General features: G+C 70.0%; 18 protein-coding genes. 14 read left to right on the top strand and 4 right to left on the bottom strand.

Going from position 1 to position 25,830, the window contains the following annotated elements; translation table 11 throughout:
* Positions 1–373: 373 nt before the first annotated feature.
* The 7 genes from NKJ47_RS16210 to pbpC all read left to right on the top strand — a co-directional run bounded on the left by NKJ47_RS16210 (position 374) and on the right by pbpC (position 15,256).
* On the top strand, positions 374–5,263 hold the full coding sequence (locus tag NKJ47_RS16210; RefSeq protein WP_429002545.1) for an alpha-2-macroglobulin family protein: 4,890 nt from the start codon (positions 374–376) through the stop codon (positions 5,261–5,263).
* A gap of 496 nt (positions 5,264–5,759) precedes the next feature.
* Entirely contained in the window at positions 5,760–6,881 is a 1,122-nt protein-coding gene (locus NKJ47_RS16205) for an MFS transporter (RefSeq protein WP_254458849.1), read from the top strand.
* Positions 6,882–6,911: 30 nt separating this feature from the next.
* Complete coding sequence (locus NKJ47_RS16200; protein WP_254458848.1) at positions 6,912–7,571, top strand: HAD family hydrolase; 660 nt, start codon at positions 6,912–6,914, stop codon at positions 7,569–7,571.
* The gene (locus NKJ47_RS16195) at positions 7,568–8,359 is read left to right on the top strand and encodes a DeoR/GlpR family DNA-binding transcription regulator (protein WP_254458847.1); all 792 of its coding nucleotides are present in this window, start codon (positions 7,568–7,570) and stop codon (positions 8,357–8,359) included. Before NKJ47_RS16200 ends, NKJ47_RS16195 begins: the two co-directional genes overlap by 4 nt.
* 222 nt (positions 8,360–8,581) lie before the next feature.
* The gene (locus NKJ47_RS16190) at positions 8,582–11,482 is read left to right on the top strand and encodes a TonB-dependent receptor (protein ID WP_254458846.1); all 2,901 of its coding nucleotides are present in this window, start codon (positions 8,582–8,584) and stop codon (positions 11,480–11,482) included.
* A 16-nt stretch (positions 11,483–11,498) separates the two neighbouring features.
* Positions 11,499–12,440: a glycerophosphodiester phosphodiesterase family protein gene (locus NKJ47_RS16185; protein ID WP_254458845.1), complete on the top strand. Its 942-nt coding sequence runs from the start codon at positions 11,499–11,501 to the stop codon at positions 12,438–12,440.
* A gap of 422 nt (positions 12,441–12,862) precedes the next feature.
* Entirely contained in the window at positions 12,863–15,256 is a 2,394-nt protein-coding gene (gene pbpC, locus NKJ47_RS16175) for a penicillin-binding protein 1C (protein WP_254458844.1), read from the top strand.
* A gap of 349 nt (positions 15,257–15,605) precedes the next feature.
* Here the strand turns inward: pbpC and NKJ47_RS16170 are convergent, their stop codons facing one another.
* On the bottom strand, positions 15,606–16,190 hold the full coding sequence (locus NKJ47_RS16170; protein WP_254458843.1) for a ferritin-like domain-containing protein: 585 nt from the start codon (positions 16,188–16,190) through the stop codon (positions 15,606–15,608).
* Positions 16,191–16,228: 38 nt separating this feature from the next.
* Positions 16,229–16,711, bottom strand: coding sequence for a peroxiredoxin (locus NKJ47_RS16165; protein ID WP_010341348.1), 483 nt, complete (start codon positions 16,709–16,711; stop codon positions 16,229–16,231).
* Positions 16,712–16,880: 169 nt separating this feature from the next.
* Between NKJ47_RS16165 and NKJ47_RS16160 the strand changes: the two genes are divergently transcribed.
* Entirely contained in the window at positions 16,881–17,348 is a 468-nt protein-coding gene (locus tag NKJ47_RS16160; RefSeq protein WP_254458842.1) for an Hsp20/alpha crystallin family protein, read from the top strand.
* Between the two features lie 136 nt (positions 17,349–17,484).
* Complete coding sequence (locus NKJ47_RS16155; protein WP_254458841.1) at positions 17,485–18,366, top strand: DnaJ C-terminal domain-containing protein; 882 nt, start codon at positions 17,485–17,487, stop codon at positions 18,364–18,366.
* Positions 18,367–18,759: 393 nt separating this feature from the next.
* Here NKJ47_RS16155 and pilH read toward each other — a convergent pair whose 3' ends face one another.
* Positions 18,760–19,143, bottom strand: a complete 384-nt coding sequence (gene pilH / locus NKJ47_RS16150; protein ID WP_254458840.1) for a twitching motility response regulator PilH — start codon at positions 19,141–19,143, stop codon at positions 18,760–18,762.
* A gap of 82 nt (positions 19,144–19,225) precedes the next feature.
* On the bottom strand, positions 19,226–20,230 hold the full coding sequence (locus NKJ47_RS16145) for an acryloyl-CoA reductase (RefSeq protein WP_254458839.1): 1,005 nt from the start codon (positions 20,228–20,230) through the stop codon (positions 19,226–19,228).
* A gap of 142 nt (positions 20,231–20,372) precedes the next feature.
* Here NKJ47_RS16145 and hflK point away from each other — a divergent pair, with 142 nt between their 5' ends.
* The 5 genes from hflK to NKJ47_RS16120 all read left to right on the top strand — a co-directional run bounded on the left by hflK (position 20,373) and on the right by NKJ47_RS16120 (position 25,775).
* Positions 20,373–21,524: an FtsH protease activity modulator HflK gene (hflK, locus tag NKJ47_RS16140; protein WP_254458838.1), complete on the top strand. Its 1,152-nt coding sequence runs from the start codon at positions 20,373–20,375 to the stop codon at positions 21,522–21,524.
* The gene (hflC, locus tag NKJ47_RS16135; RefSeq protein WP_254458837.1) at positions 21,521–22,387 is read left to right on the top strand and encodes a protease modulator HflC; all 867 of its coding nucleotides are present in this window, start codon (positions 21,521–21,523) and stop codon (positions 22,385–22,387) included. The genes hflK and hflC overlap by 4 nt, the downstream gene beginning before the upstream one ends.
* Positions 22,388–22,670: 283 nt before the next feature.
* Positions 22,671–22,856 (top strand): DUF2065 domain-containing protein, encoded by a 186-nt coding sequence (locus tag NKJ47_RS16130; RefSeq protein WP_254458836.1) that lies wholly within the window; start codon positions 22,671–22,673, stop codon positions 22,854–22,856.
* 256 nt (positions 22,857–23,112) lie between these two features.
* The gene (locus NKJ47_RS16125; protein ID WP_254458835.1) at positions 23,113–24,405 is read left to right on the top strand and encodes an adenylosuccinate synthase; all 1,293 of its coding nucleotides are present in this window, start codon (positions 23,113–23,115) and stop codon (positions 24,403–24,405) included.
* A gap of 137 nt (positions 24,406–24,542) precedes the next feature.
* Positions 24,543–25,775, top strand: coding sequence for a hypothetical protein (locus NKJ47_RS16120; protein ID WP_254458834.1), 1,233 nt, complete (start codon positions 24,543–24,545; stop codon positions 25,773–25,775).
* The last annotated feature ends 55 nt before the right edge of the window (positions 25,776–25,830 follow it).

Raw genomic sequence — 25,830 nt, 5'->3', positions numbered from 1 at the left:
CGACTTTGGCTGCGATGAATGGAGCCACTGGTCCATCTATTGCCCTGCAGTCGGGACTGAAGTCCCTCCCACATGACCTCGCGCTGGCGATGGCGCGCAGGGACGCAGGGGGTAGGAGCGGCTTCAGCCGCGACGGGCTTTCCCGGGAAAGCCTGTCGCGGCTGAAGCCGCTCCTACGGGACGCCACGGCGGTCGGCAGCACCGTTGTGAAAGGGGTTTCCACCCGACGGATGCCTGTCGCGGAAACGCCGGCTGACGGCGCGCGTTCGCCCTCCCGCCTTCGCGCCGGCGCTTTATACTCGCGCCACATTCACGGAGCGAACGCATGCACACGGATTCGAAGTGGCGCTGGACGGGCCTGCGCGCCGGGCTGATGGGGGCTTTCCTGTTGCTGGGCCTGGCGGTGGCGCTGGGCGGCTGCAAGCGCAACGAGTCCGGGCAGTTGCCCGAGGCCAGCGGCGAGCCGGTGAAGGGGCAGAAGGAAGCGATGAAGGGCTTCGGCCTGGTCCGCGCCTATCCCGACCAGAAGGGCGACGGGTTGTCGCTGGCGCTGGAGTTCTCGCGGCCGCTGGTCGGCACCCAGGATTTCGACAAGCTGCTGCGCTTCGAGGAGAAGGTCGGCACCGACGACAGCGCCTGGTCGCTGTCCGACGACGGCAAGACCCTGCGCTACCCTTACGTGGAGGCAGCCAAGGACTACACCGTGCTGATCTCGGCCGACCTGCTGGCCGCCGACGGCAGCCGCCTGGGCAAGCCGCTCAAGCAGAAGGTCTACACCGGCGAACTGACGCCGGCGGTCGGCTTCGCCTCGCAGGGCAGCGTGCTGCCGGCGCGCGAGAGCCGTGGCCTGCCGGTGGTGTCGCTCAACGTGCCGGAAGTGGACGTGGAGTTCATGCGGGTCAAGGAGGGCGCGCTGCCGACGTTCTTCGCCCAGTACCAGCGCGGCGGCCGCCGCGGCACCTGGGAGCTGGACAGCGAATACGGCGAGCACACCCCGATCTCGCAGATGGCCGACTCGGTCTACGTCAACCGCTTCGTCCTCGGCGGCGACAAGAACGAGCGCGCGTTGACCTACCTGCCGATCCAGGAGATCAAGGAACTGCAGGCGCCGGGCCTGTACTTCGCGGTGCTGCGCCGCCCCGGCAAGTTCGACAACGAATACGACACCGCGTTCTTCACCGTCAGCGACATCGGCCTGCACGCGCGCGCCTACAAGGACAAGCTGTTCGTGCACACCGCCTCGCTGCAGAGCGGCGAGCCGCTGAAGAAGGTGGAGCTGCGTGTGCTCAACGCCGACGGCGAGCTGTTCCTGAAGGGCCAGACCGACGACAACGGCAACGCGCTGCTGAACTACACGCTCGACGCCGGCCAGGTGCTGGTCGCGCGCAGCGGTACCGATCTGTCGATGCTGCCGTTCAACCAGCCGGCGCTGGACCTGAGCGAGTTCGCGGTGGCCGGGCGCGAGAACGCCTGGTTCGACGTGTTCGCCTGGTCCGGCCGCGACCTGTACCGCCCCGGCGAGACCGTGCGGGTGTCGGCGCTGCTGCGCGACAACGACGGCAAGCCGGTGCCGACCACCGGCAAGGGCGCGCAGCCGGTGTTCCTGCGGCTGAAGCAGCCGGACGGCAAGATCTTCCGCGAGACCCGGCTGCAGCCGGGCGAGCAGGGCTATTTCAGTTTCGAGCAACTGATCCCCGCCGATGCGCCGACCGGGCGCTGGCAGGTGGAGTTCCGCACCGACCCGACCAGCAAGGAAGCGGTGCAGGGCATGACCCTGCGCATCGAGGAGTTCCTGCCCGAGCGCATGAAGCTGGACCTGGACAGCGCGCAGAAGACGCTCAAGCCGGGCGAGCCGTTCAAGCTGCAGGCCACCGCCGCCTACCTGTACGGCGCACCGGCCGCCGGCAACCGCTTCACCGCCAAGCTGGCGGTGGCGGTCGAGCAGCATCCGGTGGAGGCGCTGCCGGGTTACTTCTTCGGCGACCCGACCCTGCAGTTGCCGCGCGAGGCCAAGGACGTGGTCGACACCGAGTTCGGCGCCGACGGCAAGCTCAGCGAGGACCTGGCGCTGCCCGACGAGGCCAAGCCGACCAGCACCATCGCCGCGCTGGTCTCGGCCAGCGTCTACGAGACCGGCGGCCGCACCGTCACCCGCACGCTCAAGCGCGTGCTGTGGCCGGCGCCGGCGCTGGTCGGCGTGCGCCCGCTGTTCGACGACAAGGACGGCGCCGACGCCAATGCCAACGCGCGCTTCGAACTGATGCGGGTGGATGCGCAGGGCAAGCCGCAGCCGGCCAAGGGCCTGAAGGTGACCCTGGTGCGCGAGCTGCGCGACTACCACTGGGCGTTCACCGACAACCGCTGGGACTACGACTTCACCCGACGCTTCGAGAACAAGCAGACCCTCACCGTCGATGCCGGCAGCAGCGCGGCCAAGTTCGATTTCCCGGTGGAGTGGGGCGAGTACCGGGTGGACGTGTTCGACCCGGCCACCGGCCTGACCACGCGCTATCCGTTCCATGCCGGCTGGAGCTGGAACGACGACAACCGGGGCCTGGACGCGCGCCCGGACAAGGTCAAGCTGGCGCTGGACAAGACCGGCTACAAGGCCGGCGACACGCTCAAGGTCACCCTGACCCCGCCGCACGCCGGCCCCGGCCTGCTGATGGTCGAGAGCGACCGCATGCTCTACGTGCAGGACATCGACGTGAAGCCGGGCAGCCGCTTCGAGATCCCGGTGACCAAGGACTGGGAGCGCCACGACGTCTACGTCACCGCGCTGGTGTTCCGCGGCGGTTCGGCGCCGAGCAAGATCACCCCGGCGCGCGCGGTCGGCGTGGCCTACGTGCCGATGGACCGCAAGGCGCGGCGCGTGGCGGTGGGCCTGGTCGCGCCCAAGCAGATGCGTCCGGAGCAGCCGCTGCCGGTGACGGTCAGCGTGCCGGAGCTGGCCGGCAAGCAGGCGCACGTGACCATCTCCGCGGTGGACGTGGGCATCCTCAACATCACCCGCTTCCCGGTGCCCGACGCCAACGCGCAGTTCTTCGCGCAGCGGCGCCTGGGCGTGGACGCCTACGACATCTACGGCCGGGTCATCGAGAGCTTCGAGGGCGGCACCGGCAAGCTGCGCTTCGGCGGCGACATGGCGCTGGCGGCGTTGCCGCAGGCCAAGCGCCCGACCGCGCGGGTGCAGACCGTGGACCTGTTCTCCGGCCCGGTGCAGCTCGATGCCAAGGGCAACGCCCGCGTGCAGCTGCCGGTGCCGGACTTCAACGGCACCCTGCGCGTGTCGGCGCTGGTCTATTCGGACGAGCGCTACGGCAACCGCGACGTGGAGACCCTGGTGCGCGCGCCGATCGTGGCCGAGGCCAGCATGCCGCGGGTGATGGCGCCGGGCGACCGCAGCACGGTGACCCTGGACGTGCAGAACTTCACCGGCCAGCCGGGCGAGTTCAAGGTGCGGGTCGACGGCGAAGGCCCGCTGGCGATCGCCGACAACGCGCGCAGCGCCAAGCTGGGCAAGGACGGCAAGGCCACCCTGAGCTTCCCGTTGGTGGCGCAGGAGGGCTACACCGTGGCCAAGGTGCGGGTGCGGGTGGAGGGCAATGGCTATGCCGCCGACCGTCGCTACGACCTGCCGGTGCGCGCGGCGTGGCCGTCGGTGCTGCGCACGCAGACCCGCGTGCTCGATCAACTGGCGCCGGTGACCCTGGGGGCCAGCGATGCCGAGGGCCTGATGGCCGGTTCGGTCAGCGCGCGCATGCTGGTCAGCGCGTTGCCGCCGATCCCGTTCGCCAGTGCCCTGCAGGGCGCGCTGCAGTACCCCTACGGCTGCGCCGAACAGACCACCAGCAAGGGCTACGCCGCGCTGTTGCTCGACGACGCCACCGCGCGCCTGCTCGGGGTCAAGGGCCTGGATGCGGCCACCCGTCGCGCGCGCATGGAAGGCGCGTTCGGGCGCCTGGCCTCGATGCAGGTCTCCAGCGGGCACTTCTCGATGTGGGGCGACGACGGCTACGTCAATCCGGGCCTGACCCCGTACATCGCCGAGTTCCTGCTCGATGCCAAGGACGCCGGCTTCGCGGTGCCCGACACCGTGCTGCAGAAGGCGTTGAACCGGCTCAGCGAGGACCTGCTGTCCGGCGGCAACAACTTCTACGGCCAGGACCGCCGCGAGAACCTGAAGTTCGCCAACCAGGCCTGGTCGGGCTACGTGCTTGCGCGGGTCAACCGTGCGCCGCTGGGCACGCTGCGCGCGCTGTACGACAACGACCGCGGCAAGGCGCTGACCGGCCTGTCGCTGGTGCACCTGGGCGTGGCGCTGTCGCTGCAGGGCGACAAGAAGCGCGGCGAGGCGGCGATCGCCGCCGGTTTCGCCAAGGACAGCGCCGACCGGCCGCGCTACTTCGGCGACTACGGCAGCGTGGTCCGCGACGATGCCCTGATGGTCGCGCTGCTGCACGAGCGCGGCCTGGCCAAGCCCGAGTACGACACGCGGGTGGTGGCGCTGGGCCGCGAACTGGACGCGCGCCGCCGTGGCGGCTGGCTGTGGCTGAGTACGCAGGAGCAGGTGGCGTTGGCGCGGATGGGCAAGGCCTTGCTCAACGGCCAGACCGCGCAGGTGTCCGGGCAATTGAGCGTCGGCGACAGCAGCGAGGCGATCGCCCCGGCCAAGGCCTTCGGCCGCCAGTTCGACGAGGCCGAACTGGCGCGCGGCGTGCACTTCATGCCGCAGGGCCAGCCGCCGCTGTACGCCAGCCTGGAAATCGCCGGCGTTCCGCGCACCCCGCCGGTGGCCGACGACAGCACGCTGAAGGTGGAGCGCAGCTTCTACGGCACCGACGGCAAGCCGTGGACGCCGCGGCCGCTGAAGGAGGGCGAGGCGCTGATCGTGCGCGTCACCATCACCGCCGACACCAGCATGCCCGACGCGCTGCTGACCGACCTGCTGCCGGCCGGCCTGGAGATCGAGAACTTCAACCTGGGCGATGCCAAGCAGTGGGCCGACGTGGTGGTGGACGGCATCGAGATCAGCGACCGCTCCAACGCCGCCGACGTCAAGCACGAGGAGTTCCGTGACGACCGCTACGTGGCCGCGCTGAGCCTGTCGGCGGGCAGCAAGGCGCAGGTGTTCTACCTGGTCCGCGCGGTGACCCCGGGCACCTACACGGTGCCGCCGTCGCTGGTCGAGGACATGTACCGTCCCGACCTGCGCGGGGTGGGGCGCAGCAGCCCCGGCACGATCAACGTCGTGCAGCCCTGACAGTTCACCCCTCTCCCCCCCGGGAGAGGGGCTGGGGGTGAGGGTCCGGTCGCCAGGAGCGCCGATCAGAGGCGCCACGCCCAAACTCCCCTCTCCCTCCGGGAGAGGGGCTGGGGGTGAGGGTCCGGTCGCTAGGGAAGCCGATCAGAAGCGCTACGCCCAAACTCCCCTCTCCCCCCGGGAGAGGGGGCGGGGGTGAGGGTCCGGCGGAGACCGCCGCGCCCACCGCCCCGCGGATACCTTCCCGCGTTCGCAATGCCCAGAAAGGACCCGGCCGGGTCCTGTCTTCGTTTCGGGATCAACACCTGACAGGCGCCGCGCCCACCCAAGCCCGGCCGCAGCATCCCCTGATCGCAGACACGATCGCCACCGCAATACGCGGATGTCGATTTATGCACGTTTTTGCATGATTGTGCGTGTTCCCTTAAGCTGGCCCGGCCTTCGATCGCCAGGTTCCCGCATGTCCTCCGCTCCGGCTCCGTCTCCCGCGCCCACCGTGTCCCGCGCCGTCGCCGCCACCCGCGGCATGTTCCTGCTGTCGGGCATGGCGATGGCCGCCTGGGCGCCGATGGTCCCCTACGTCAAGGCACGCTTCGCGCTGGACGACGCGCGGCTGGGCATGGTGCTGCTGGCCTTCGGCGCCGGCTCGGTGCTGGCGATGCCGCTGGGCGGGGTGCTCAGCCATCGCTTCGGCAGCCGCGCGGTCATCCTTGCCAGCGCGCTGGCGCTGTCCCTCGCGCTGCCGGCGCTGGCGCTGGCCTCCAGCGTGCCGCTGCTGGTCGCGGCACTGCTGTACTTCAGCGTGGCGCTGGGCGCGCTGGACGTGTCGATGAACGCGCATGCGGTGGAGGTGGAGCGGCGCCTGCAGCGGGCGGCGATGTCCGGCTTCCACGGCCTGTTCAGCGTCGGCGGGCTGATCGGTGCGGCCGGCATGAGCGCCTTGCTCGGTACCGGCCTGCCGTTGCTGGCCGGCGCCGTGCTGGTTGCCGCGTTGCTGCTGGGCGTGTTGCTGTGGCAGCGCGGCGGCCTGCTGCGGCAAGCGCCATCCGCCAGCGAGGCGGTGCCGCTGCGGCTGCCGCGCGGCCCGGTGCTGCTGCTCGGCGCGTTGTGCTTCGTCTGCCTGCTGGCCGAGGGCGCCATGCTCGACTGGAGCGCGGTGCTGCTGCGCGAGCACCACGGCCTGGCGCCGAGCGCGGCGGGCATGGGCTACGCCGCGTTCTCGGTGGCGATGGCGCTGGGCCGGCTCGGCGGCGACCGCCTGGTGGCCTGGCTGGGGCCGGTGCGCACCGTCGCCCTCGGCGCGGTGCTGGCCGCCGCCGGGCTGGCGCTGGCCAGCATCGGGACGTGGCCGGGCAGCGGCCTGCTGGGCTGCGTGCTGGTCGGACTGGGCGCCTCCAACCTGGTGCCGGTGATGTTCGGCGCGGCCGGGCGCATGCCGGGCACGTCGCCGGCGCTGGCGCTGGCGACCTTGACCACGCTCGGGTATACCGGCCTGCTCGCCGGACCGGCGCTGATCGGGTTCCTGGCCCACGCCATCGGCCTGCCGCTGGCGCTGGCCACGGTGGCGGCGCTGCTGCTGCTGCTGGTCGCCGCCGGTGCGCGCCTGGTCCGCCGCTGAATGTCCTCGTCTCGTTGCCTGGAGCCTGTCATGCCCGCGTCCTCCCCGCCCGCCGCGTCCCGCCTGGACACCGTGGTGTTCGATCTCGGCGGCGTCCTGATCGACTGGAACCCGCGCCATCTGTACCGCCGCCTGTTCGACGACGAGGCGGCGATGGAAACCTTCCTGCGCGAGGTGTGCAGCCCGCAGTGGAACGAGCGCCAGGACGCAGGGCGGCCCTGGCACGAGGCGGTGGCCGAACTCAGCGCGCTGCATCCGGCGCATGCGCCGATGATCGCCGCCTACCACGCGCGCTGGCCGGAGATGCTGGGCGGGGCGCTGGAGGCCACCGTGGCGGTGCTGGAGGAGCTGCGCGGGCAGGGCGTGCGGCTGTACGCGTTGACCAACTGGTCGCACGAGACCTTCCCGATCGCGCGCGAACGCTACCCGTTCCTGCAGTGGTTCGAGGGCGTGCTGGTGTCGGGCGAAGAGCGCCTGGTCAAGCCGGATCCGGCGATCTTCGCGCTGCTGTGCGAACGCTACGCGATCGCGCCGGCGCGGGCGGTGTTCATCGACGATGCGCCGCGCAACGTGCAGGCCGCGGCCGCCATCGGCATGCACGCACTGCAGTTCCGCGACGCCGCGACGCTGCGCGAGGCGCTGGTCGCGCTGGGCCTGCTGCCGCCGCGCGCCGTCGCCGTGGCGCCATGAGCGGCGAACGCGACGCGCTGCCGCAGGAGCGGCAGCAGGCGATCCTGCAGCGCCTGCGCGAGCACGGCCGGGTGGTGGCGGCGGACCTGGCCGAGCGCTTCGCCGTGTCCGAGGATTCGATCCGCCGCGACCTGCGCGAACTCGCCGCGCAGGGCCTGTGCCGGCGCGTCTACGGCGGGGCGCTGCTGCCGACGCCGGCGTCGGCGCCGCTGCCGCAGCGCCAGGCCGAACACGCCGAGCGCAAGCGTGCGCTGGCGCTGGCCGCGGTCGCGCTGGTCAAGCCCGGGCAGCGGCTGCTGATCGATGCCGGCTCCACCAACAGCGCCATCGCCGCCGCGCTGCCGGCGCGGCTCGGGCTCAGCGTGGTCACCAATGCGCCGGACATCGCGCAACTCCTGCTGCGCCGCGAGGGCATCGAGATCCTGCTGATCGGCGGCCGCCTGGACCCGCGCAGCGGCGCCGCGGTGGGCGCCCAGGCGCTGCAGCAGCTACGGCAACTACGCGCCGACCTGTGCTTTCCCGGCGCCTGCGCGATCGACCCCGAACGCGGCCTTTGGGGCGTGGACGACGAGGAAAGCCTGTTCAAGCGGGCGATGGTCGAGGCCAGTGCCGAGACCGTGGCGGTGGTGACCAGCGACAAGCTCGGTACCCTGGCCGCGCACCGCGTGGTCGGCGTGGAGGCGATCGACCGGCTGGTGGTGGAGCACGACGCCCCGGACGGCGTGCTCGCCGCCTTCGCCGCGCAGGCGGTGCAGGTGCATCGCGCCGCGCCGGCGGCCGCGGACTGAGCCATCGGCCGCCACCGCGCGGCCGCCGCACGCCACCAGGCGCCAGCGGGCGCGGCGCCGACCCCGCAGGCATCGTGATTCCAAGGCAGCGCGTGCAGCCATCCGCGTCGGTCGGGACACGGTGTCTTCGGTCTTTCCGCGGGCCGCCATCGCGTCGTCATCTCCCTGGGATTAAATAACGAACTTTAAGTTATTTAATTCAGTCAACCAGGGGACATCGCCATGCAACCACTCACCCATCGGCGCCGGGCGCTGATCGTCTGCGCGCTCGCGGCCAGCTGCCAGGCCGCGCTGGCGCAGGACGCCGCGTCCACCGCGGCGACGGCCACCGCCGACGCCAGCGCCATTGCCGCCAGCACCGTGCCGGCCGGCGGCGAGACCGCGCCCAACGGCGCCGCCAGCGCCGACGGCACCACCACGCTGTCCAGCGTGATGGTCACCGGCGTGCGCAAGGCCAACGCCGCGGCGATCGAGAGCAAGCGCGCGGCCACCAACATCACCGACGTGGTCAGTTCCACCGACGTGCGCGCGCTGCCGGACACCACCATCGTCGAGGCGCTGCGCCGGATTCCCGGGCTGTCGGTGCTGCCGGCTACCGACAACGAGCATCCGCGCGACGAGGCCGCCACCCCGGTGCTGCGCGGTTTGGGCCCGTCCTACAACAACGTCACCATCGACGGCCTGACCGTGGCCTCGCCGGGCACGCCCAACGGCACGCTGGGCTCGATCACCCGCGGCGTGCGTCTGGACATCCTGCCGGCCTCGATGGTCAGCGAACTGCAGGTGATCAAGACCTTCACCCCGGACCTGGACCCCAACGCCACCGGCGGCGCCATCAACCTCAAGACCCGCAGCGCGTTCGAGAACGGCGGCAAGCCGTTCTTCACCGCCGAAGCTTCGCTGGGCCACGCCAACGACGTGGGCAAGCCGCGCGACCAGGACGACCCGGGCTACCGCCTGCTCGCCACCGGCAGCCGCACCTTCGGCAGCGACGGCCAGTACGGCCTGACCCTGTCCGGCAACTACCAGACGCTGAGCAGCTACACCGAAACCCACATGACCACCGACACGGTGCACTACGGGTTCTACGACAGCACCGGCGCGCTGCAGAGCGGCACCAACCTGGGCAACGGCTGGGCCGTGCCGCAGCAGGACAAGTACTGGTACGTGATGGACAAACGCGACCGCTACGGCCTCACCGGCAAGTTCGAGGCGCGCCTGAGCGAGGCGCTGCAGGCCTACGCCATGGCCGGCTACTACTACTTCCGCGACAACATGGAGCGCAACGAGATCATCATCGATCCGCGCAACCGCAATCGCGTCTACAACCAGACCGCCACCAGCGGCAGCTACCCGGTCGGCGACGTGGAAGTGGGCTACTCCAACCAGATCACCACTACCCGCACCAAGCTCGGCCAGACCGGTTTCGAATGGCGCCCGGACGACCGGCAGCTGCTGTCGGCGCGCGCCTCCTGGTCCGACGCCACCTATGCCGAGCCGATCAAGATGATCAAGTACGTCACCGGCGCGCAGCGCCCGGCGGCAGTGCCCACCGGGCAGACCGGCCCCGGCGTCACCGTGGTGCCGAATGCGGCATACGCGTTCAACTACGACACCTCCGCGCTCAACCAGCGCTTCCCGATCTCGGCGCAGTCGTACTACGACTACGACAACTACAGCCTGCTGTACTGGCGCCCGGACTACCAGCGCAACGCGCGCGACCAGGTGCTCACCGGACGCCTGGACTACGCCTTCAACCGCGGCGAGATGGACCGCGGCGTCGGCTTCGGCGGCGGCCTGAGCTACACCCGCGACGAACCCGGCTTCGACATCTACCGCGTGGAATACCAGCCCAACCGCAGCGCGCCGCCGCTGAAGATCGCCGATGTGCTGGCGCCGTCCAATGCACCGATGCGCTACCTGGGCCTGAACCTGATCGCGATCGATCCAAACAAGGCCAACCAGGTGCTGGGCGCCACGCCGCTGAGCGCGTTCAACCGCACCGACCAGAGCGCCTTCAGCAACCAGGACAACTTCAGCCACCGCGAGGAGATCTTCGGCGCCTACGGCCTGGTCGGCTACCACGCCGACGCGTTCGACGTGGAGGCCGGCCTGCACTACGACCACACCGACCAGGCCACGGTCGGCCGCCAGCGGCAACTGGACGCGACCACCGGCACCTATGTCTACGTCGATGCGCCGACCGAGTCGCGCTACGCCAAGGTGTTGCCGTCGGCGGTGATGACCTACCACGTCAACGACCGCCTCGACCTGCGTGCCGGCGCCAGCCGCACGCTCGGCCGCCCGCCTTACGACGCCTATGCCGCGCGCACCTCGATCGGCTTCGTCAACAGCAGCGACATGGGCAATCCGAATGCGCAGGGTGTGACCGTCACCATCGGCAACCCGGACATCAAGCCGCGCGTGTCCACCAACCTGGACCTGTCGCTGGAATGGCGCCTGCCCGACGACGTCGACGGCATGCTCGCCGCGGCGCTGTTCGACAAGCGCATCCAGGACGAGATCTTCACCCTCTCGCGCACCGACCAGTTCAGCTTCAACGGCACCACCTATTCCAACGTGCTGATCAGCACCCCGGCCAACGCCGCCAAGGCGCATGTGCGCGGGCTGGAGCTGAGCGCCGTGTTCAACACCTTGTTCCCGGGCGTGCCGGCGCTGTCCGGCCTGGGCGCCAGCGCCAACCTGGCCCTGCTCGACGGCGGCATGGACGTGCCGTTCACCAGCGGCAGCGCACCCAACGTGGTGCAGAGCCAGCGCACCGTCGATCGCCTGGTCGGGCAGCCGGACTACACCGCCAACGCCTCGCTGTTCTACACCGTCGGCGGCGTCGAACTGCGCGCGGCCTACAACCGCCAGGGCAAGGCGCTGCGCGCCATCGTCAGCAACATCGCCTGGCAGGACCTGTACTGGGCGCCGCGCTCGCAGCTGGACCTGTCGGCGACCTGGGCGGTGAGCAAGCAGCTCAGCGTGGTCGGCCAGATCAGCAACGTCACCCACAGCCGCCTCACCAGCCTCACCGGCCCCGGCGAGAACCTGCTGAAGGACAGTTATTCGATGCCGACCACCTACTGGCTCGGCCTGCGCTTCACCCCGTCGCTGTAACTGCCGGAGACGTCCCATGTACTTCGTTCTTTCGCGCGGCGCCATCCTCGCCGCGCTGCTGACCGCGACGGCCCCGGCCGTCGCCGCCATCGCCCCGATCCAGGCGCGCCTGGCCGCACCCGACGGCGGCATCTTCGTCGTCGCCCACCGCGGCTGCCACAACCCCGCGCCCGCGCACGGCTTTTCCGGGCATGCCCCGGAGAACTCGCTGCTGGGCCTGGAGCGCTGCGTGGCGCTGGGCGTGGACATGCTGGAAACCGACATCCGCCGCGCCGGCGATGGCACCCTGGTGATGTTCCATGACGCCACCGTCGAGCGCACCACCGATGGCACCGGCAAGGTCGCCGACCTGACCTGGCCGCAACTGGCGCGGTTGCGCCTGCGCGACGACGAGGGCGGTGCCGACGCGCCGCTCACCGACCAGCATCCCGTGACCCTGGCGCAGATGCTGGCCGCGGCCAAGGGCCGGATCATGCTCAACCTCGACGTCAAGGCGCCGATCTACGCCGAGGTGGTCGACGCGGTGCGCCGCGCGGGCATGGAACGCCAGGTTGTGGTCAAGACCGAGGTCGGTGTCGCCAGCCAGGACCTGGCGTCGATGCCGCCGTTCGACCAGGTGAATTTCACCCCGGTGCTGCTCAACCCGCCGGGCACCGACGACCTGGTGCAGACCGTGCGCACCCAGACCGGCGGCAGGGTGCGGCCGGTGGCGATCGAACTGCCGCGGATGCACCTGGCCCAATTGCCGGCGGTGGCGGCCGAGGCCAAGCAGCGGCAGGTGCGGCTGCTGGTCAATACGCTGTGGGACGGCTTCGTCGCCGACGTCGGCGGCGATGCCGATGCGGTGCGCGATCCGGAAGCGGTGTGGGGGCGGCTGTACCGCGCAGGCATCGGCGCGTTCCAGACCGACGAACCGGAAGCGCTGCTGCGCTATCGCGCGTCGCTGGAAAAGCCCTGACCTGCGCCTGGTCGCGCCACTGTCCGTAATTGGTGCTGTCGCGGCAGCCTGAGTCTGGAGGCGCGCACGGATGCGCCCGGCAGCGTGGCGACGTTGCGCCTGCCGCTGGCGTAGGGTGGGGCAGGGATGTTCGGCGGGATCTGGCCCTTGCTCCACGTGCTGGCATTGCGCGTCTTCGGGACGCTCCATGCCGTTGTAAGAGCGGCCTTCGCCGCGACGGGCGTTCCCGATAACGCCCGTCGCGGCGAAGGCCGCTCCTACAAAACGGCAGCGCGTCCAAGCGTGTCGCGGCAACCGCGAACGGTTGGCGGTGTTCCGACGCCAATCCCGCGTATCGCCGTGACACCCTGCGCACCGGCTTGACCCCGCTCGCCGCGCCGCCAGTACAACAGGCAAAATGGCCGCTTCCATCGGGAGCCTGCATGCCACTGGACGACACCGCCGCCCCGCACACCGCGCGGCGCCCCCGGCGCTGGACGCGCCTGCTGCCGTGGCTGCGCTGGGGCGCGGTGGCGCTGCTGTCGACCTTGCTGCTGCTGGACCTGGCGTTCCCGCTGCCGCTGCCGAAGTCGCGCGACACCTCGACCCTGGTGGTGGCCGCCGACGGCACGCCGCTGCGCGCCTTCGCCGACGGCAACGGCGTCTGGCGCTATCCGGCCACGCCGGACAGCGTTTCGCCGCTGTACCTGCAGGCGCTGCTGAACTACGAGGACCGCTGGTTCTGGCAACACCCCGGGGTCAATCCCTGGGCGCTGCTGCGCGCGGCCAAGCAGTGGCTGTTCTCGCGTCACATCGTCTCCGGCGGCTCCACCCTGACCATGCAGGTGGCGCGCATCCTGATGCCGCCGGAGGTCAGCACGCGCACGCCGTGGGGCAAGGCGCAGCAGGCCCTGCGCGCGTTGCAGCTGGAAGCGCACCTGAGCAAGCGGCAGATCCTGCAGCTGTACCTGGAACGCGCGCCCTACGGCGGTACTATCGAAGGCGTGGAGGCGGCGAGCTGGGCCTATCTGGGCAAGCCGGCCGCGCGCCTGTCGCAGGCCGAGGCGGCGCTGCTGGCGGTGCTGCCGCAGGCGCCGAGCCGGCTGCGTCCCGACCGGCATCCGGAGGCCGCGCGCGCGGCGCGCGACAAGGTGCTCGAACGCATGGTCGCGTTGCATGTGTGGCCGCGCGCGCAGGTCGACGACGCGCGCATCGAACCGGTGGTGGCGCGCTCGCTGCAAACGCCGCTGCACGCCGCGCTGCTGGCCGAGCGCCTGCGCCAGCAACGTCCCCACGCCGCGCACATCGTCTCCACGCTCGATGCCGATCTGCAGCGCACCCTGGAGGACAGGGTCAGCGCCTACTTTTCGCAACTGCCCGAGCGCACTTCCGCGGCCTTGCTGGTGGTGGACAACCGCGACCTGCAGGCGCGTGCCTACATCGGCTCGGTGCAGTTCGGCGACCGCCGCCGGCTCGGCGACGTGGACATGGTGCAGGCCTGGCGCTCGCCCGGCTCCACGCTCAAGCCGTTCCTGTACGGCATGGCCCTGGACGACGGCCTGATCCATTCGGAGAGCCTGCTGGTCGACGCGCCGCAGAGTTTCGGCGACTACCGTCCGGGCAATTTCGACGAAGCCTTCAACGGCCCGATCGGCGCCGCCAGCGCGCTGCGCCTGTCGCTCAACGTGCCGGCGGTGGACCTGCTCGACCGGGTCGGCCCGGCGCGCTTCGCCGCGCGCCTGAGCAACGCCGGCATCGGCCTGCGGTTCCCGCGCGGCAGTACGCCCAACCTGGCGTTGATCCTCGGCGGCACCGGCGCGAAACTGGAGGAACTGGTGGGCGCCTTCGCCGCGCTCAACCGCGACGGCATCGCCGGCCACGTGCGGTACAGCGCGACCGACGAACGCATCGAGCGGCGGCTGATGTCGCCCGGCGCGGCCTGGATCGTGCGCGAGATGCTCGAGGCCAATCCGCGTCCGGGCTACGGCATCGGCACCTTCGACGTCGGCACGCGCCCGCGGGTGGCCTGGAAGACCGGCACCAGCTACGGCTACCGCGACGCCTGGGCGATCGGCAGCACCCGCCGCTACACCGTCGGTGTGTGGGTGGGCCGCCCGGACGGCACGCCGCTGCCCGGCCAGTACGGCGCGGTGACCGCGTTGCCGCTGATGTTCGAGACCATCGACAGCCTGCCGCGCCTGCGCGGCGACAACGCCCCGCGGCCGATGCCGGCGACGGTGCAGCAGGTGGAGGTGTGCTGGCCGCTGGGCATCGCCGCCGCGCAGACGCCGCCGTCGCTGTGCCAACGCCGCTTCTCGGCCTATGCGCTGGACGGCGCGGTGCCGCCGACCTTCGCCGAGCGCGACGCGCGGCTGTGGAGCGCCGGCCGCGAGACCGTGCAGGTGGACGCGCACAGCGGCCTGCGGCTGTCGCCGGACTGCGCGCAGCCGCACGTGGCCGTGACGCGCGAACTGGCGCGCTGGCCGGCGTTGCTGACGCCGTGGTTGCACGCCAGCGAGCGCCAGGGCGGGCAGTTGCCGGCGCTGGCGCCGGATTGCCGCGACGACGGCCGCGGCCGCAGCGACGTGCTGCGCATCGAAGGCCTCAACGACCGCGCCACCCTGGCGCGTGCGCCGGGCAGCGCCAGCGTGCGCCTGCAGGTGCGCGCGCTGGGCACGAGCACGCCGGTGGACTGGCTGCTGGATGGCCGCTGGATCGCCCGTACCGAAGGCGCGCGCATCTTCCAGCGCGACTTCGCCGACGCTGGCGACCACACCCTGACGGCGCTGGCCAGCAACGGCGCCTGGACCCAGGTGCGGTTCCGGGTGTTGCGTTGAGCGGGGACCGGAACGAAGCGACTTCGGTTGAAATCAGCGTTCCCGGTACCGCCCGTCGTGACTGAAGTCGCTCCCACAGGGGCTTGCGACGCCGGATTCACTGTGGGAGGGACTTCAGTCCCGACGCATTGCGCCATCGGCAGGCACGCCACTTCGCGCGTCGCGGCTGCATGCCAGTTCATCACTCCCACAAAAGGCCATGCCATGGCTGGCGGACGCCAATGTGCGCCACGCGCGCGAAACCCCGGCCAGAAACGGCGCAGGAGCGGCTTCAGCCGCGACAGGCGCCATCGAGACGGCCTGTCGCGGCTGAAGCCGCTCCTGCGAGAGGAGTGAAAGCCTGTCCGGCTTACTTGCCGATCCAGCCTTCCAGCATGTCCGAGAATTCGTCGGCGTGCTCTTCTTCCTGGGCCAGGATCTCTTCCAGGATGCGCTTGGTGGTGGTGTCCTTGTCGCCGACGAAGTTGATCATCTCGCGATAGCTGTCGATGGCGATGCGCTCGGCGATCAGGTTTTCCTTGACCATGTCGCGCAGGTCCTCGCCTTCCTTGTATTCGGCATGCGAGCGCGCGGTCAGCGTGTCCGGATTGAGGTCCGGCTCGCCGCCCAGCTGCACGATGCGCTCGGCCAGCTTGTGCGCGTGCGCCTGCTCCTGCTGCGCGTGTTCCAGGAACTCGGACTTGACCGCGTCGGCGAGCATGCCGGCGGCCATGAAGTAATGGCGGTAGTAACGCAGCACGCACACGTACTCGGTGGCGAGCGCGTCGTTGAGCATCTTGATCACCGCCTCGCGATCGGCGCTGTAGCTCTTGGTGATCGCGCCGTCCTCGATGCTCTGGCGGGCATTGGCGCGCAGCGTGGCGGTGTCGGTGAGGCCGGCGGTGTGCTGCAGCGGCTTGGCGTCGGTCTTCGGGGAGGCTGGCTTGTTGGACATGGCTGGCCGTTTCCTGTGGTGGGTAAGGGATAAGGGAATCAGTCGGGAAGATGTTGCAGGACGTAGTCGGCGGCGGAGACCTTGAATTCGCCGGGCGCCTCGACGAACAGCGCGCGGACCACGCCGTCGTCGGCGTACAGGGCGAAGCGCCGTGCCCGCACGCCCATGCCGTAGCTGCTGGCGTCCAGTTCCAGGCCCAGCGCCTTGGCGAAGTCGCCGTTGCCGTCGGACAACATCTGCAGGCCGTCCGGCACCAACTGGCTCTTGCCCCAGGCCTGCATCACGAACGGGTCGTTGACCGCCATGCAGTAGACCTCGATGCCGCGCTTGCGGAATTCCTCGAAGTGTTCCACGTAGCCGGGCAGGTGTTTCTCCGAGCAGGTCGGGGTGAAGGCGCCGGGGACCGCGAACAGCAGCACGCGGCGGCCGTCGAACAGGGTGCGCGTGTCCACGGCTTCCACGCCGTCGCGGATGCGCTGCAGCACCACTTCGGGAATGCGTTCGCCGGTCTGGATGGGCATGTCGGGCTCCTTGGATGAATCGAGTCTAGAAACGGAAATGGGAAGGCGGCGTCAACGCCTTGAAAAGCGCCGCGGCAGGCCTATGTGAGAGGCATGCGCGGCGGGCCGGCCCCGCCGCCGCGAACCGTCCCCTCGGGGATGTACCTCATTCACGTTTCAGGAGACCACGATGAGCATCGTCCGTTATCGCCAGTGGCCGGCCCAGGCCGCATTCCAGAACGAGATCAAGCAGGTGTTCGACCGTTTCTTCGACCCCAACGGCGGCACCGACGAATCGGCCGTCGTCACCGCGCAGTGGGTGCCGCGCGTGGACATCAAGGAGGAGCCGGAGCGCTTCGTGCTGTACGCCGACCTGCCGGGCATCGACCCGTCGGAGATCGAGGTGTCGATGGACAAGGGCATCCTGTCGATCAAGGGCGAGCGCAAGAGCGAATCGGCCGCCGACAGCGAGCGGTTCTCGCGCATCGAGCGCCGTTACGGCAGCTTCCACCGCCGCTTCGCGCTGCCCGACAGCGCCGATCCGGACGGCATTTCCGCGACCGGCTACCATGGGGTGCTGGAAGTGCGCATTCCCAAGCGTCCGGCGAGCACGCCGCGCCGTATTCAGGTCGACACCGGAACCACGATCGTGCAGTAAGCGCCCGCTCGCAGGGGCGTCGCCCTCGCGACGCCGCGCCCTTGCGGTCGGCCGTAGAATGGCCGGGCGATGGCGCAGCGCATGCAACCGGCCCGTTGCCGCAAGGCGGCGGGCCGACTCTTTTTTGAGGTGATGGATGGAATTCAAGGATTACTACGCGACCCTGGGCGTGGAACCCAGCGCCGGCGATGCAGAGATCAAGACCGCGTACCGGCGGCTGGCGCGCAAGTACCATCCCGACGTCAGCAAGGAGCCTGGGGCCGAGGAGAAATTCAAGGCCGTCAACGAGGCCTACGAGGCCCTGCGCGACCCGCCCAAGCGCGCCGCCTACGACCAGTTGCGCGCGCAGGGTTACCGCCCGGGCGAGGAGTTCCACGCGCCGCCCAACTACGGTGGCGCGCAGGGCTTCGATTTCGAGGAGGTGTTCGGCAACGGCGGCGCCGGCGGCGGCTTCAGCGATTTCTTCGAGAGCCTGTTCGCCCACCAGCAGCGCGCCCGCCAGGGCGGCGCCGGCCCGGGACCGGGCGCGCCGCGCGGCGACACCCGCGCCAAGCTGGCGGTGCCGCTGGAGGCGGTGTATGCCGGCGACAGCGTGCGCATCACCATCAACGGCAAGCAACTGGACGTGCGCGTGCCCAAGGGCGTGCGCCCCGGCCAGGTGATCCGGTTGAACGGGCAGGGCAACGGCGGTGGCAACCTGCTGCTGGAGATCGAGTACGCTGCGCACCCCCAGTTCGAGGTCGATGGCCGCAATATCCTCTACACCCTGCAGGTGACGCCGTGGCAGGCGGCGCTGGGTACCAGCATCAGCGTGCCGACGTTGGGCGGGCCGGTGGAACTGAAGATCCCGCCGGAATCGGACGCCGGCCGCAAGCTGCGCCTGCGCGGCCGCGGCCTGCCCGGCACCCCGCCGGGCGACCAGATCGTCGAACTGGAAGTGCTGGCGCCCGCGCCGGAAACCGAAGCGCAGCGCAAGGCGTATCGCGGGTTGGCCAAGGCGTTTGGCGAAGTCGTTTGATTGCGGGGATTGGGGAGTCGGGATTGGGGAGTCGCAGAAGCGGTGTCCCCTCGCACCGTGGCGTTGTAAGAGCGGCTTCAGCCGCGACGCCGTCCCGATCAACCGGCCGTAGCTGCACGCGTAGGGTGTCTCGGCCCAGTCATGCATCTGCACACGTCAATGCGTTCGAGCCGCTGCGGCGTGCTGTCGCAGCGGCAGCGCGCATCGGAACCGGCCCTGGCGCGCCACGCGCCCGCGAAACCGCGCAACCCGTGTAGGAGCGGCTTCAGCCGCGACGGGCCTTACCGGTAACGCCCGTCGCGGCTGAAGCCGCTCTTACGACACTCTCGCAGCGAACACGAAGCGGCTGTTGCCGTCCCCATTCCCCACTCCCGATTCCCCACTCCCAGCTTCTCACCCCTTCGGTGCATCCTCGCCGCTGAACACGCGCTCGATCACCTCGTGCAGCTCGTCCTCGGAGAACGGCTTGGTGATGTAGGCGCGGGCACCCTGGCGCATGCCCCACATGCGGTCGGTGTCCTGGTCCTTGGTGGTGACCAGGATCACCGGGATGTTCTGCGTGGTCGGCTCGCGGCGCAGGGTGCGGGTGGCCTGGAAGCCGTTGAGGTTGGGCATCACCACGTCCATCAGCACCAGGTCCGGCAAGGCCGCCTTGGCCGCTTCCACGCCGGCGGCGCCGTCGGTGGCAGTGATCGTTTCGTGCCCCAGTTTTTCCACGATGCGCTGGATGCCCAGCAACTGCGACGGCGAATCGTCGACGATCAGAATGCGTGCCATGTGCTTCCCCCTAGGAGGCTCCGAGTGTAGTGGCAGCGGCGCGAAGGCGGAAAGCGTTGCGTGTCACAAAGCGTCGGCGTGGCTACGCGCCCGGATCCAGCCGCACCACGGTGCGCCCGAACGACTGCCCGGCCAGCATCGTCGCGAACACCTCCGGCAGGCCGGCCAGGTCCACCTCGCGGGTGCAGATCGTGTCCAGGTGGCGCGGCTTCCAATCGCTGCCCAGGTGCTGCCAGATGCGGTCGCGCAGGTCGCGGGCGGTGCCGGCCGAACCGATGCCCAGCAGCGACACTCCGCGCAGGATGAACGGCATCACCGTCATGTCCAGCTCCGCGGTCGCCGCCAGCCCGGCGCTGGCGACGTTGCCGTACGGTGCCGTCTGCGCCAGCAGGCTGGTCAGCATCGTCCCGCCGACGTTGTCCAGGCCGCCGCCGAAGCGCACAGAGTCCAGCGGCCGCGTGGTCTGCAGGGCCTCGCGGCCCAGCACCTGGGTGGCGCCCCAGGCCTTGAGCTGCTCGGCGCGCTCGGCCTTGCCGCTGACCGCATGCACCTCGAAACCGGCGCGGCTGAAGATGTCGATCGCCAGCGAGCCGACCCCGCCGGTGGCGCCGGTCACGCACAGCGGGCCGTGCGCCGGGGTCTGGCGGTTGTCGAGCAGGCGCAGCAGCGCCAGCGCCGCGGTGAAGCCGGCGGTGCCCAGCACCATGCTCTCGCGCAGGCTCAGCCCGGCCGGCAGCGGCACCACCCACTTCGACTCCAGGCGTACGTACTCGCTGTAGCCGCCGTCGCGGGTCTCGCTGAGGCCGCAGCCGGTGACCAGCACCGCATCGCCTTCCTTGAACGCCGGGTCGCTGGAGGCGACCACGTGTCCGGCCACGTCGATGCCGCCGACCAGCGGGAAGCGGCGCAAGATCTTGCCCTGGCCGGTGCCGGCCAGCGCGTCCTTGAAGTTCACCGAGGACCAGGCCGCGCGGATCACCACCTCGCCGTCGTTGAGCTGGTCCAGCGACAGCGGGGCGATGCCGGCGTGGTAGCCGGCGGCGTCCTGGTGGATGCGGAAGGCGGAGAACTGGGCGGGAACGGACATGGAACACCTTGGTCGGTACGCAGGAATGCACCAAGATACCCTTTCGAAACGGCGGGTCTGCCCCATCTTGTAGAATCGGCGACTCACTATCCGGTGACCGGCGCGTGACCGACGCGTCGCCACCTTCCTTCTTGGAGCATGCATGGCCTGGAATACACCTGGCGGCAAGGGCGGAGACGGCCCGGACAATCACGGGCGCGGTCCCTGGGCGCCTCGTGGCGGCAATGGGGGAGGAAAGTGGGGCGGGTTGCCCGGTCCGTTGAAGGACCTGTTCGGCGACGGCGGCGGCATCGGCCGCTGGGTCCTGGGCGCGGTGGTACTGCTGCTGCTGTTCAGCAGCTTCCAGTTGATCGGCGAGCAGCAGCGCGGCGTGGTTCTGCGCTTCGGCCAGTTCTCGCGGATCCTGCAGCCCGGCCCGAACTTCAAGCTGCCGTGGCCGATCGAGACCGTGCGCAAGGTCGATGCGACCCGCATCAAGACCTTCGACAGCCAGCTGCCGGTGCTGACCGGCGACGAGAACATCGTCAACGTCTCGCTCAACGTGCAGTACCGCGTCGAGGATCCGCGCACCTACGTGTTCGGCACGCGCAATCCTGACCTGGTGCTGGAACAGGCCGCGCAGAGCGCGGTGCGCGAGCAGATCGGCCGGTCGGATCTCAATACGGTGCTCAACAACCGCGGGCCGATGGCGGTGGCCGCGCGCGAGCGCCTGCAGGCCGCGCTGAAGGCCTACCACACCGGCCTGATCGTGACCGGCCTGACCCTGCCCGACGCGCGGCCGCCGGAAGAGGTGAAGTCGGCCTTCGACGAGGTCAACGGCGCCCAGCAGGTCAAGGAGCGGCTGATCAACGAGGCCCAGGCCTACGCCGCCAAGGTGGTGCCGGAGGCGCGCGGCCAGGCGGCGCGCACCCGCACCGTGGCCGAGGGCTACAAGGAAGCGGCGATCGCCCGCGCGCAGGGCGACGCCGAGCGCTTCACCCTGCTGCAGCAGCAGTACCAGAACGCGCCGGAGGTCACCCGCAAGCGGCTGTGGCTGGAGACCGTGCAGCAGGTGCTGGCGCAGAACCGCAAGGTCATCGGCGGCGATGGCCGCCAGCTGATCTACGTGCCGATGCCGGCCGAGGGCAAGGCGCCGGCCGCGTCGACCCCGCCGACCTCGCCGACCACCGGCGGATCGTTGCCGACGGTGCCGCAGGAGGTGTTGATGCCGGCGTTGAACAGCAGTTCGGCCGAGAGTGTCCGCAACCCGGAGCGCACGCCGCGCCCGACCGGCCGTGAGGAGATCCAGCGATGAAAATGTCATTGTGGGCGGGCATCGCCGTGGTCGCGCTGTTCGCGCTGCTCAGCTCGGTGTTCGTGGTGCCCGAGGACAAGGCGGCGATGGTGCTGAACCTGGGCCGCGTGGTGCGGGCCGACCTCAAGCCGGGCCTGCACTTCAAGGTGCCGCTGGTCGAGTCGGTGCGCATGTTCGACCGCCGCTTCCAGGTGATCGACACCAACCCGGCGCGCTACTTCACCGCCGAGCAGAAGGACGTCAGCGTCAGCTTCTTCGCGATCGGCTACATCTCCGACGTGCGGGCCTTCTACCGCGCCACCACCGGCGGCGACGAGAAGGTGGCCAACAGCCTGCTGGCGCCGATCATCACCGACTCGCTGCGCAACCAGATCAACTCGCGCACCCTGCAGCAGCTGGTGTCCGGCGACCGCAGCGAACTGATCGCCAAGCAGCTGGTGGCGATCAACGCGGCCAGCAAGACCCTTGGCATGCAGATCGTCGACCTGCGCATCAAGCAGATCGACCTGCCGACCGACAGCCAGGTGATCACCGACGTGTACGAGCGCATGCGCGCGCAGCGCAAGCAGGAAGCGGCCAAGCTGCGCGCCGAGGGCGAGGAGCAGGCGCTGACCATTCGCGCCCAGGCCGACCGCGAGAGCACGGTGTTGGTCGCCGAGGCCGAGCGCGACGCGCAAAAGCTGCGCGGCGAGGGCGATGCCGAGGCCGCCAGCGTCTACGGCAAGGCCGGCGCCGCCGACCCTTCGTTCTACGCCTTCTACCGCAGCCTGGAGGCCTATCGCGGCGCCATGGCCGACGGCAACGCCGTGATTGTGCTCGACAAGAACGATCCGTTCCTGCAGTACCTCAAGAGCGATCGCTGAGGGCGGGGAGTCGGGATTGGGGATTGGGGATTCGCAAGAGCGGGTCCCCGGTCCCTGACGATGTATAGGGTTGCCGGCTGCATGCGGCTGGTCCCCGGCGTTGCAAGCCTTTTGTAGGAGCGACTTCAGTCGCGACGGGCTTTACCGAGAATGCCGGTCGCGGCTGACGCCGCTCCTACAGGACGCCTCCCGGCGTTATTGGAAGTGCCCTGAAGTCGCTCCCACAAGATCACGGTGCTTCGGTGCCGAAGCGCTCTGTCCACCCCTGCTTGCCGAGACCCCCATGCACGATCTGATCGCCGCGGTGTGCCTGGTCGTCGTCTTCGAAGGCCTGGTCCTGCTGGTGGCGCCGGAGGCCTGGAAGCGCTTGGTGCAGCAGATGCTGGCCATGCCGGCCACGCAGCTGCGGATCGCCGGCGGCGTGGCCCTGGCGGTGGGATTGGTCGCCTTGCTGTGGGTGCGCGCCTGACCGCGCCCGTCGGGTGGGTCGCTGAACGCGGCAGCGGAAGGGGTGGTGACCGCCACCCAAAACCCGGATAATGCACAAAAGCCGGCCGGGCCCGCTCCACGCGAGCGTCTCGACTGGCTTTTTCCGTGTATGGGTCCTGCCGCCGCCTGGACGCTCCCCGATGGAGCGGCCGCCTCGGTGCCGGCCGGCGCCCCTGCATGGCCACCACATCCGCGTGGCCCCGACGGTCGCGCAGCAAACCAGGAGTTACCCAGCCATGGGTCAGTCAGTTGTCGTGCTCGGCGCCCAGTGGGGCGATGAAGGCAAAGGCAAGATCGTCGATCTGCTCACCGAGGAAATCGGCGCCGTCGTCCGTTTCCAGGGCGGCCACAATGCCGGCCACACCCTCGTCATCAACGGCAAGAAGACCGTCCTGCACCTGATCCCGTCCGGCATCCTGCGCGCCGACGCGCTGTGCCTGATCGGCAACGGCGTGGTGATCTCCCCGGCGGCGCTGCGCAAGGAAATCGAGGAGCTGGAAACCTCCGGCGTGGAAGTGCGTTCGCGCCTGAAGATCTCGCCGGCCGCACCGCTGATCATGCCGTACCACATCGCCCTGGATCAGGCCCGCGAGAAGGCCGCCGGCGGCAAGGCCATCGGCACCACCGGCCGCGGCATCGGCCCGGCCTACGAAGACAAGGTGGCGCGCCGCGGCATCCGCGTCGCCGACCTGCATTACCCGCCGCAGCTGGAAGAGCTGCTGCGCACCGCGCTGGACTACCACAACTTCGTGCTGACCAAGTACCTGGGCGTGGAGGCGGTCGACTTCCAGAAGACCTTCGACGAAGCGCTGGCCTTCGGCGAGTACGTGCAGCCGATGAAGTACGACGTGGCGGGCATCCTCCACGACCTGCGCAAGCAGGGCAAGCGCGTGCTGTTCGAGGGTGCGCAGGGCGCGCTCCTGGACATCGACCACGGCACCTATCCCTACGTCACCAGCTCCAACACCACCGTCGGTGGCGCGCTGGCCGGCACCGGCGTCGGCGCCGATGCCATCGACTACGTGCTGGGCATCGCCAAGGCCTACGCCACCCGCGTCGGCGGCGGCCCGTTCCCGACCGAACTGGACGACGAGATCGGCCAGGGCATCCGCGACCGCGGCGCCGAGTACGGCGCCTCCACCGGCCGTCCGCGCCGCTGCGGCTGGATGGACATCGTCGCGCTCAAGCGCGCCGTGGCCATCAACGGCATCTCCGGCCTGTGCATCACCAAGCTCGACGTGCTCGACGGCATGGAAAAGCTGAAGGTATGCATCGCCTACGAATACCGCGGCAAGCGCACGGAATACGCGCCGCTGGACGCGCAGGGCTGGGAAGAGTGCACCCCCGTGTACCTCGAGTTCCCGGGCTGGAGCGAGAACACCCACGGCATCACCGTGTGGGACGAACTGCCGCCGGCCGCCCGCGCCTACCTGCGCGCGCTGGAGGAACTGGCCGGCTGCCCGATCTCGATCGTCTCCACCGGTCCGGACCGCGAGCACACCATGGTGCTGCAGGATCCGTTCGCCTGATCCTGGCGCGCGCTGCGGCGTTCAGCGAAAGCCCCGCCTCGGCGGGGCTTTTTTGCGAGAGGATGGCGGGCTAGCGACCGTCCGCGCGCTCCGCCTGCGGCCGGATGTCGCGCCCGGCTCACTCCAAGGAAGTGCCGATGTTCAATGGCCTGTTCGACCAGCTGTTCAACCGCAAGCCGCCCAGCCCGGACGCATTCGCCCGGCTGTTCCTGGAGACGCTGCAGGCGCGCGGCTATGCCGAGCCGCTGACGTACCGGCCGGACGAGTTCCGCCTGGTCGGCCAGAGCGGCACCATCCATTTGCACAACGCCTACCGATCCTATACGCAGGCCGATCGGCGCCGGCGCGACGAGGCGCTGCACAGCTACGTCGCCGCCTTCCTCGACGACCAGGAGGAAAGCCGCCAGCAACGTAGCTTCGAGGAACTGCGCGCCACGCTGATGCCGGTGATCCGCAACCGCGGCATGTTCGAAGACCTGCGCCTGGAGCAGCAGTGCGAGAAGGGCATGGACGTGCCGTTTCCCTATGCCTGCCGCGACATCGCCGAGGATTGCGTCGAACTGCTGGCGCTGGACCTGCCCGATTCGACGTCCACCCTGATCGGCGGGCCGCGGCCGGAATGGGGGATCTCCCTGGACGAGGGCCTGTCCATCGCCCGCGACAATCTCCGCGATGTCACCGAGGACCGCTTCGCCGAAGTCGCCCCCGGCGTGTTCCGTGGCGCCTGGCACGACGCCTACGACACCAGTCGCGCCTTGCTGCCGGATGTCCTGCATCGCGCGCCGGTGGCGGGGCGCCCGGTGTTCATGCTGCCCACGCGCGATTGCCTGCTGGTGGTCGGCGACCGCGACATTGCGGCCATGGCCGCCATGCTGGAGCTGAGCCTGGAAGCGATCGAGCACGGCCGTTGCATCTCCTGGCTGGTCTTCACCTACGACGACGCGCGGCGCATCGTGCCGTTCGCGCTGCCGGCGCCCGCGCTTCGGCAGCGCCAGGCCGATCTGCGGCGGATGCTGGATACGCAGGCCTACGCCGGTCAGAAGGTGCTGCTCGACAAGCTGCACGAGGCCAACGACGTGGATGTATTCGTCGCTTCGTTCCACGTCTACCAGGACCGCAACGACAGCACACGGCAGGTCTCGGTCGGCACCTGGACCGATGGTGTGGACACCTTGCTGCCCAGGACCGACCACATCGCCTTCGTCGTCCCGCGTGACGACGGCGAAGCGGACGTGACGATCGCCGAGTGGGAGCCGGCGGTCGCCCTGCTCGGCGACATGATGGAATTGCAGCCGTCGCTGTATCCACCGCGGTACCGCGTGCGGACCTTCCCCAGTGCGGAGCGGTTGCGGCAATTGCCGCCGGTGTGAATGCCGGCGCGCGATGCCAGGACGGAGAGGGCACGTGCGCATGTTGCGCCGTATC

It is taken from the genome of Xanthomonas sacchari (assembly GCF_024266585.1).
Taxonomy (GTDB): domain Bacteria; phylum Pseudomonadota; class Gammaproteobacteria; order Xanthomonadales; family Xanthomonadaceae; genus Xanthomonas_A; species Xanthomonas_A sacchari_C.
This window is presented reverse-complemented; position numbering and strand designations above follow the sequence as displayed.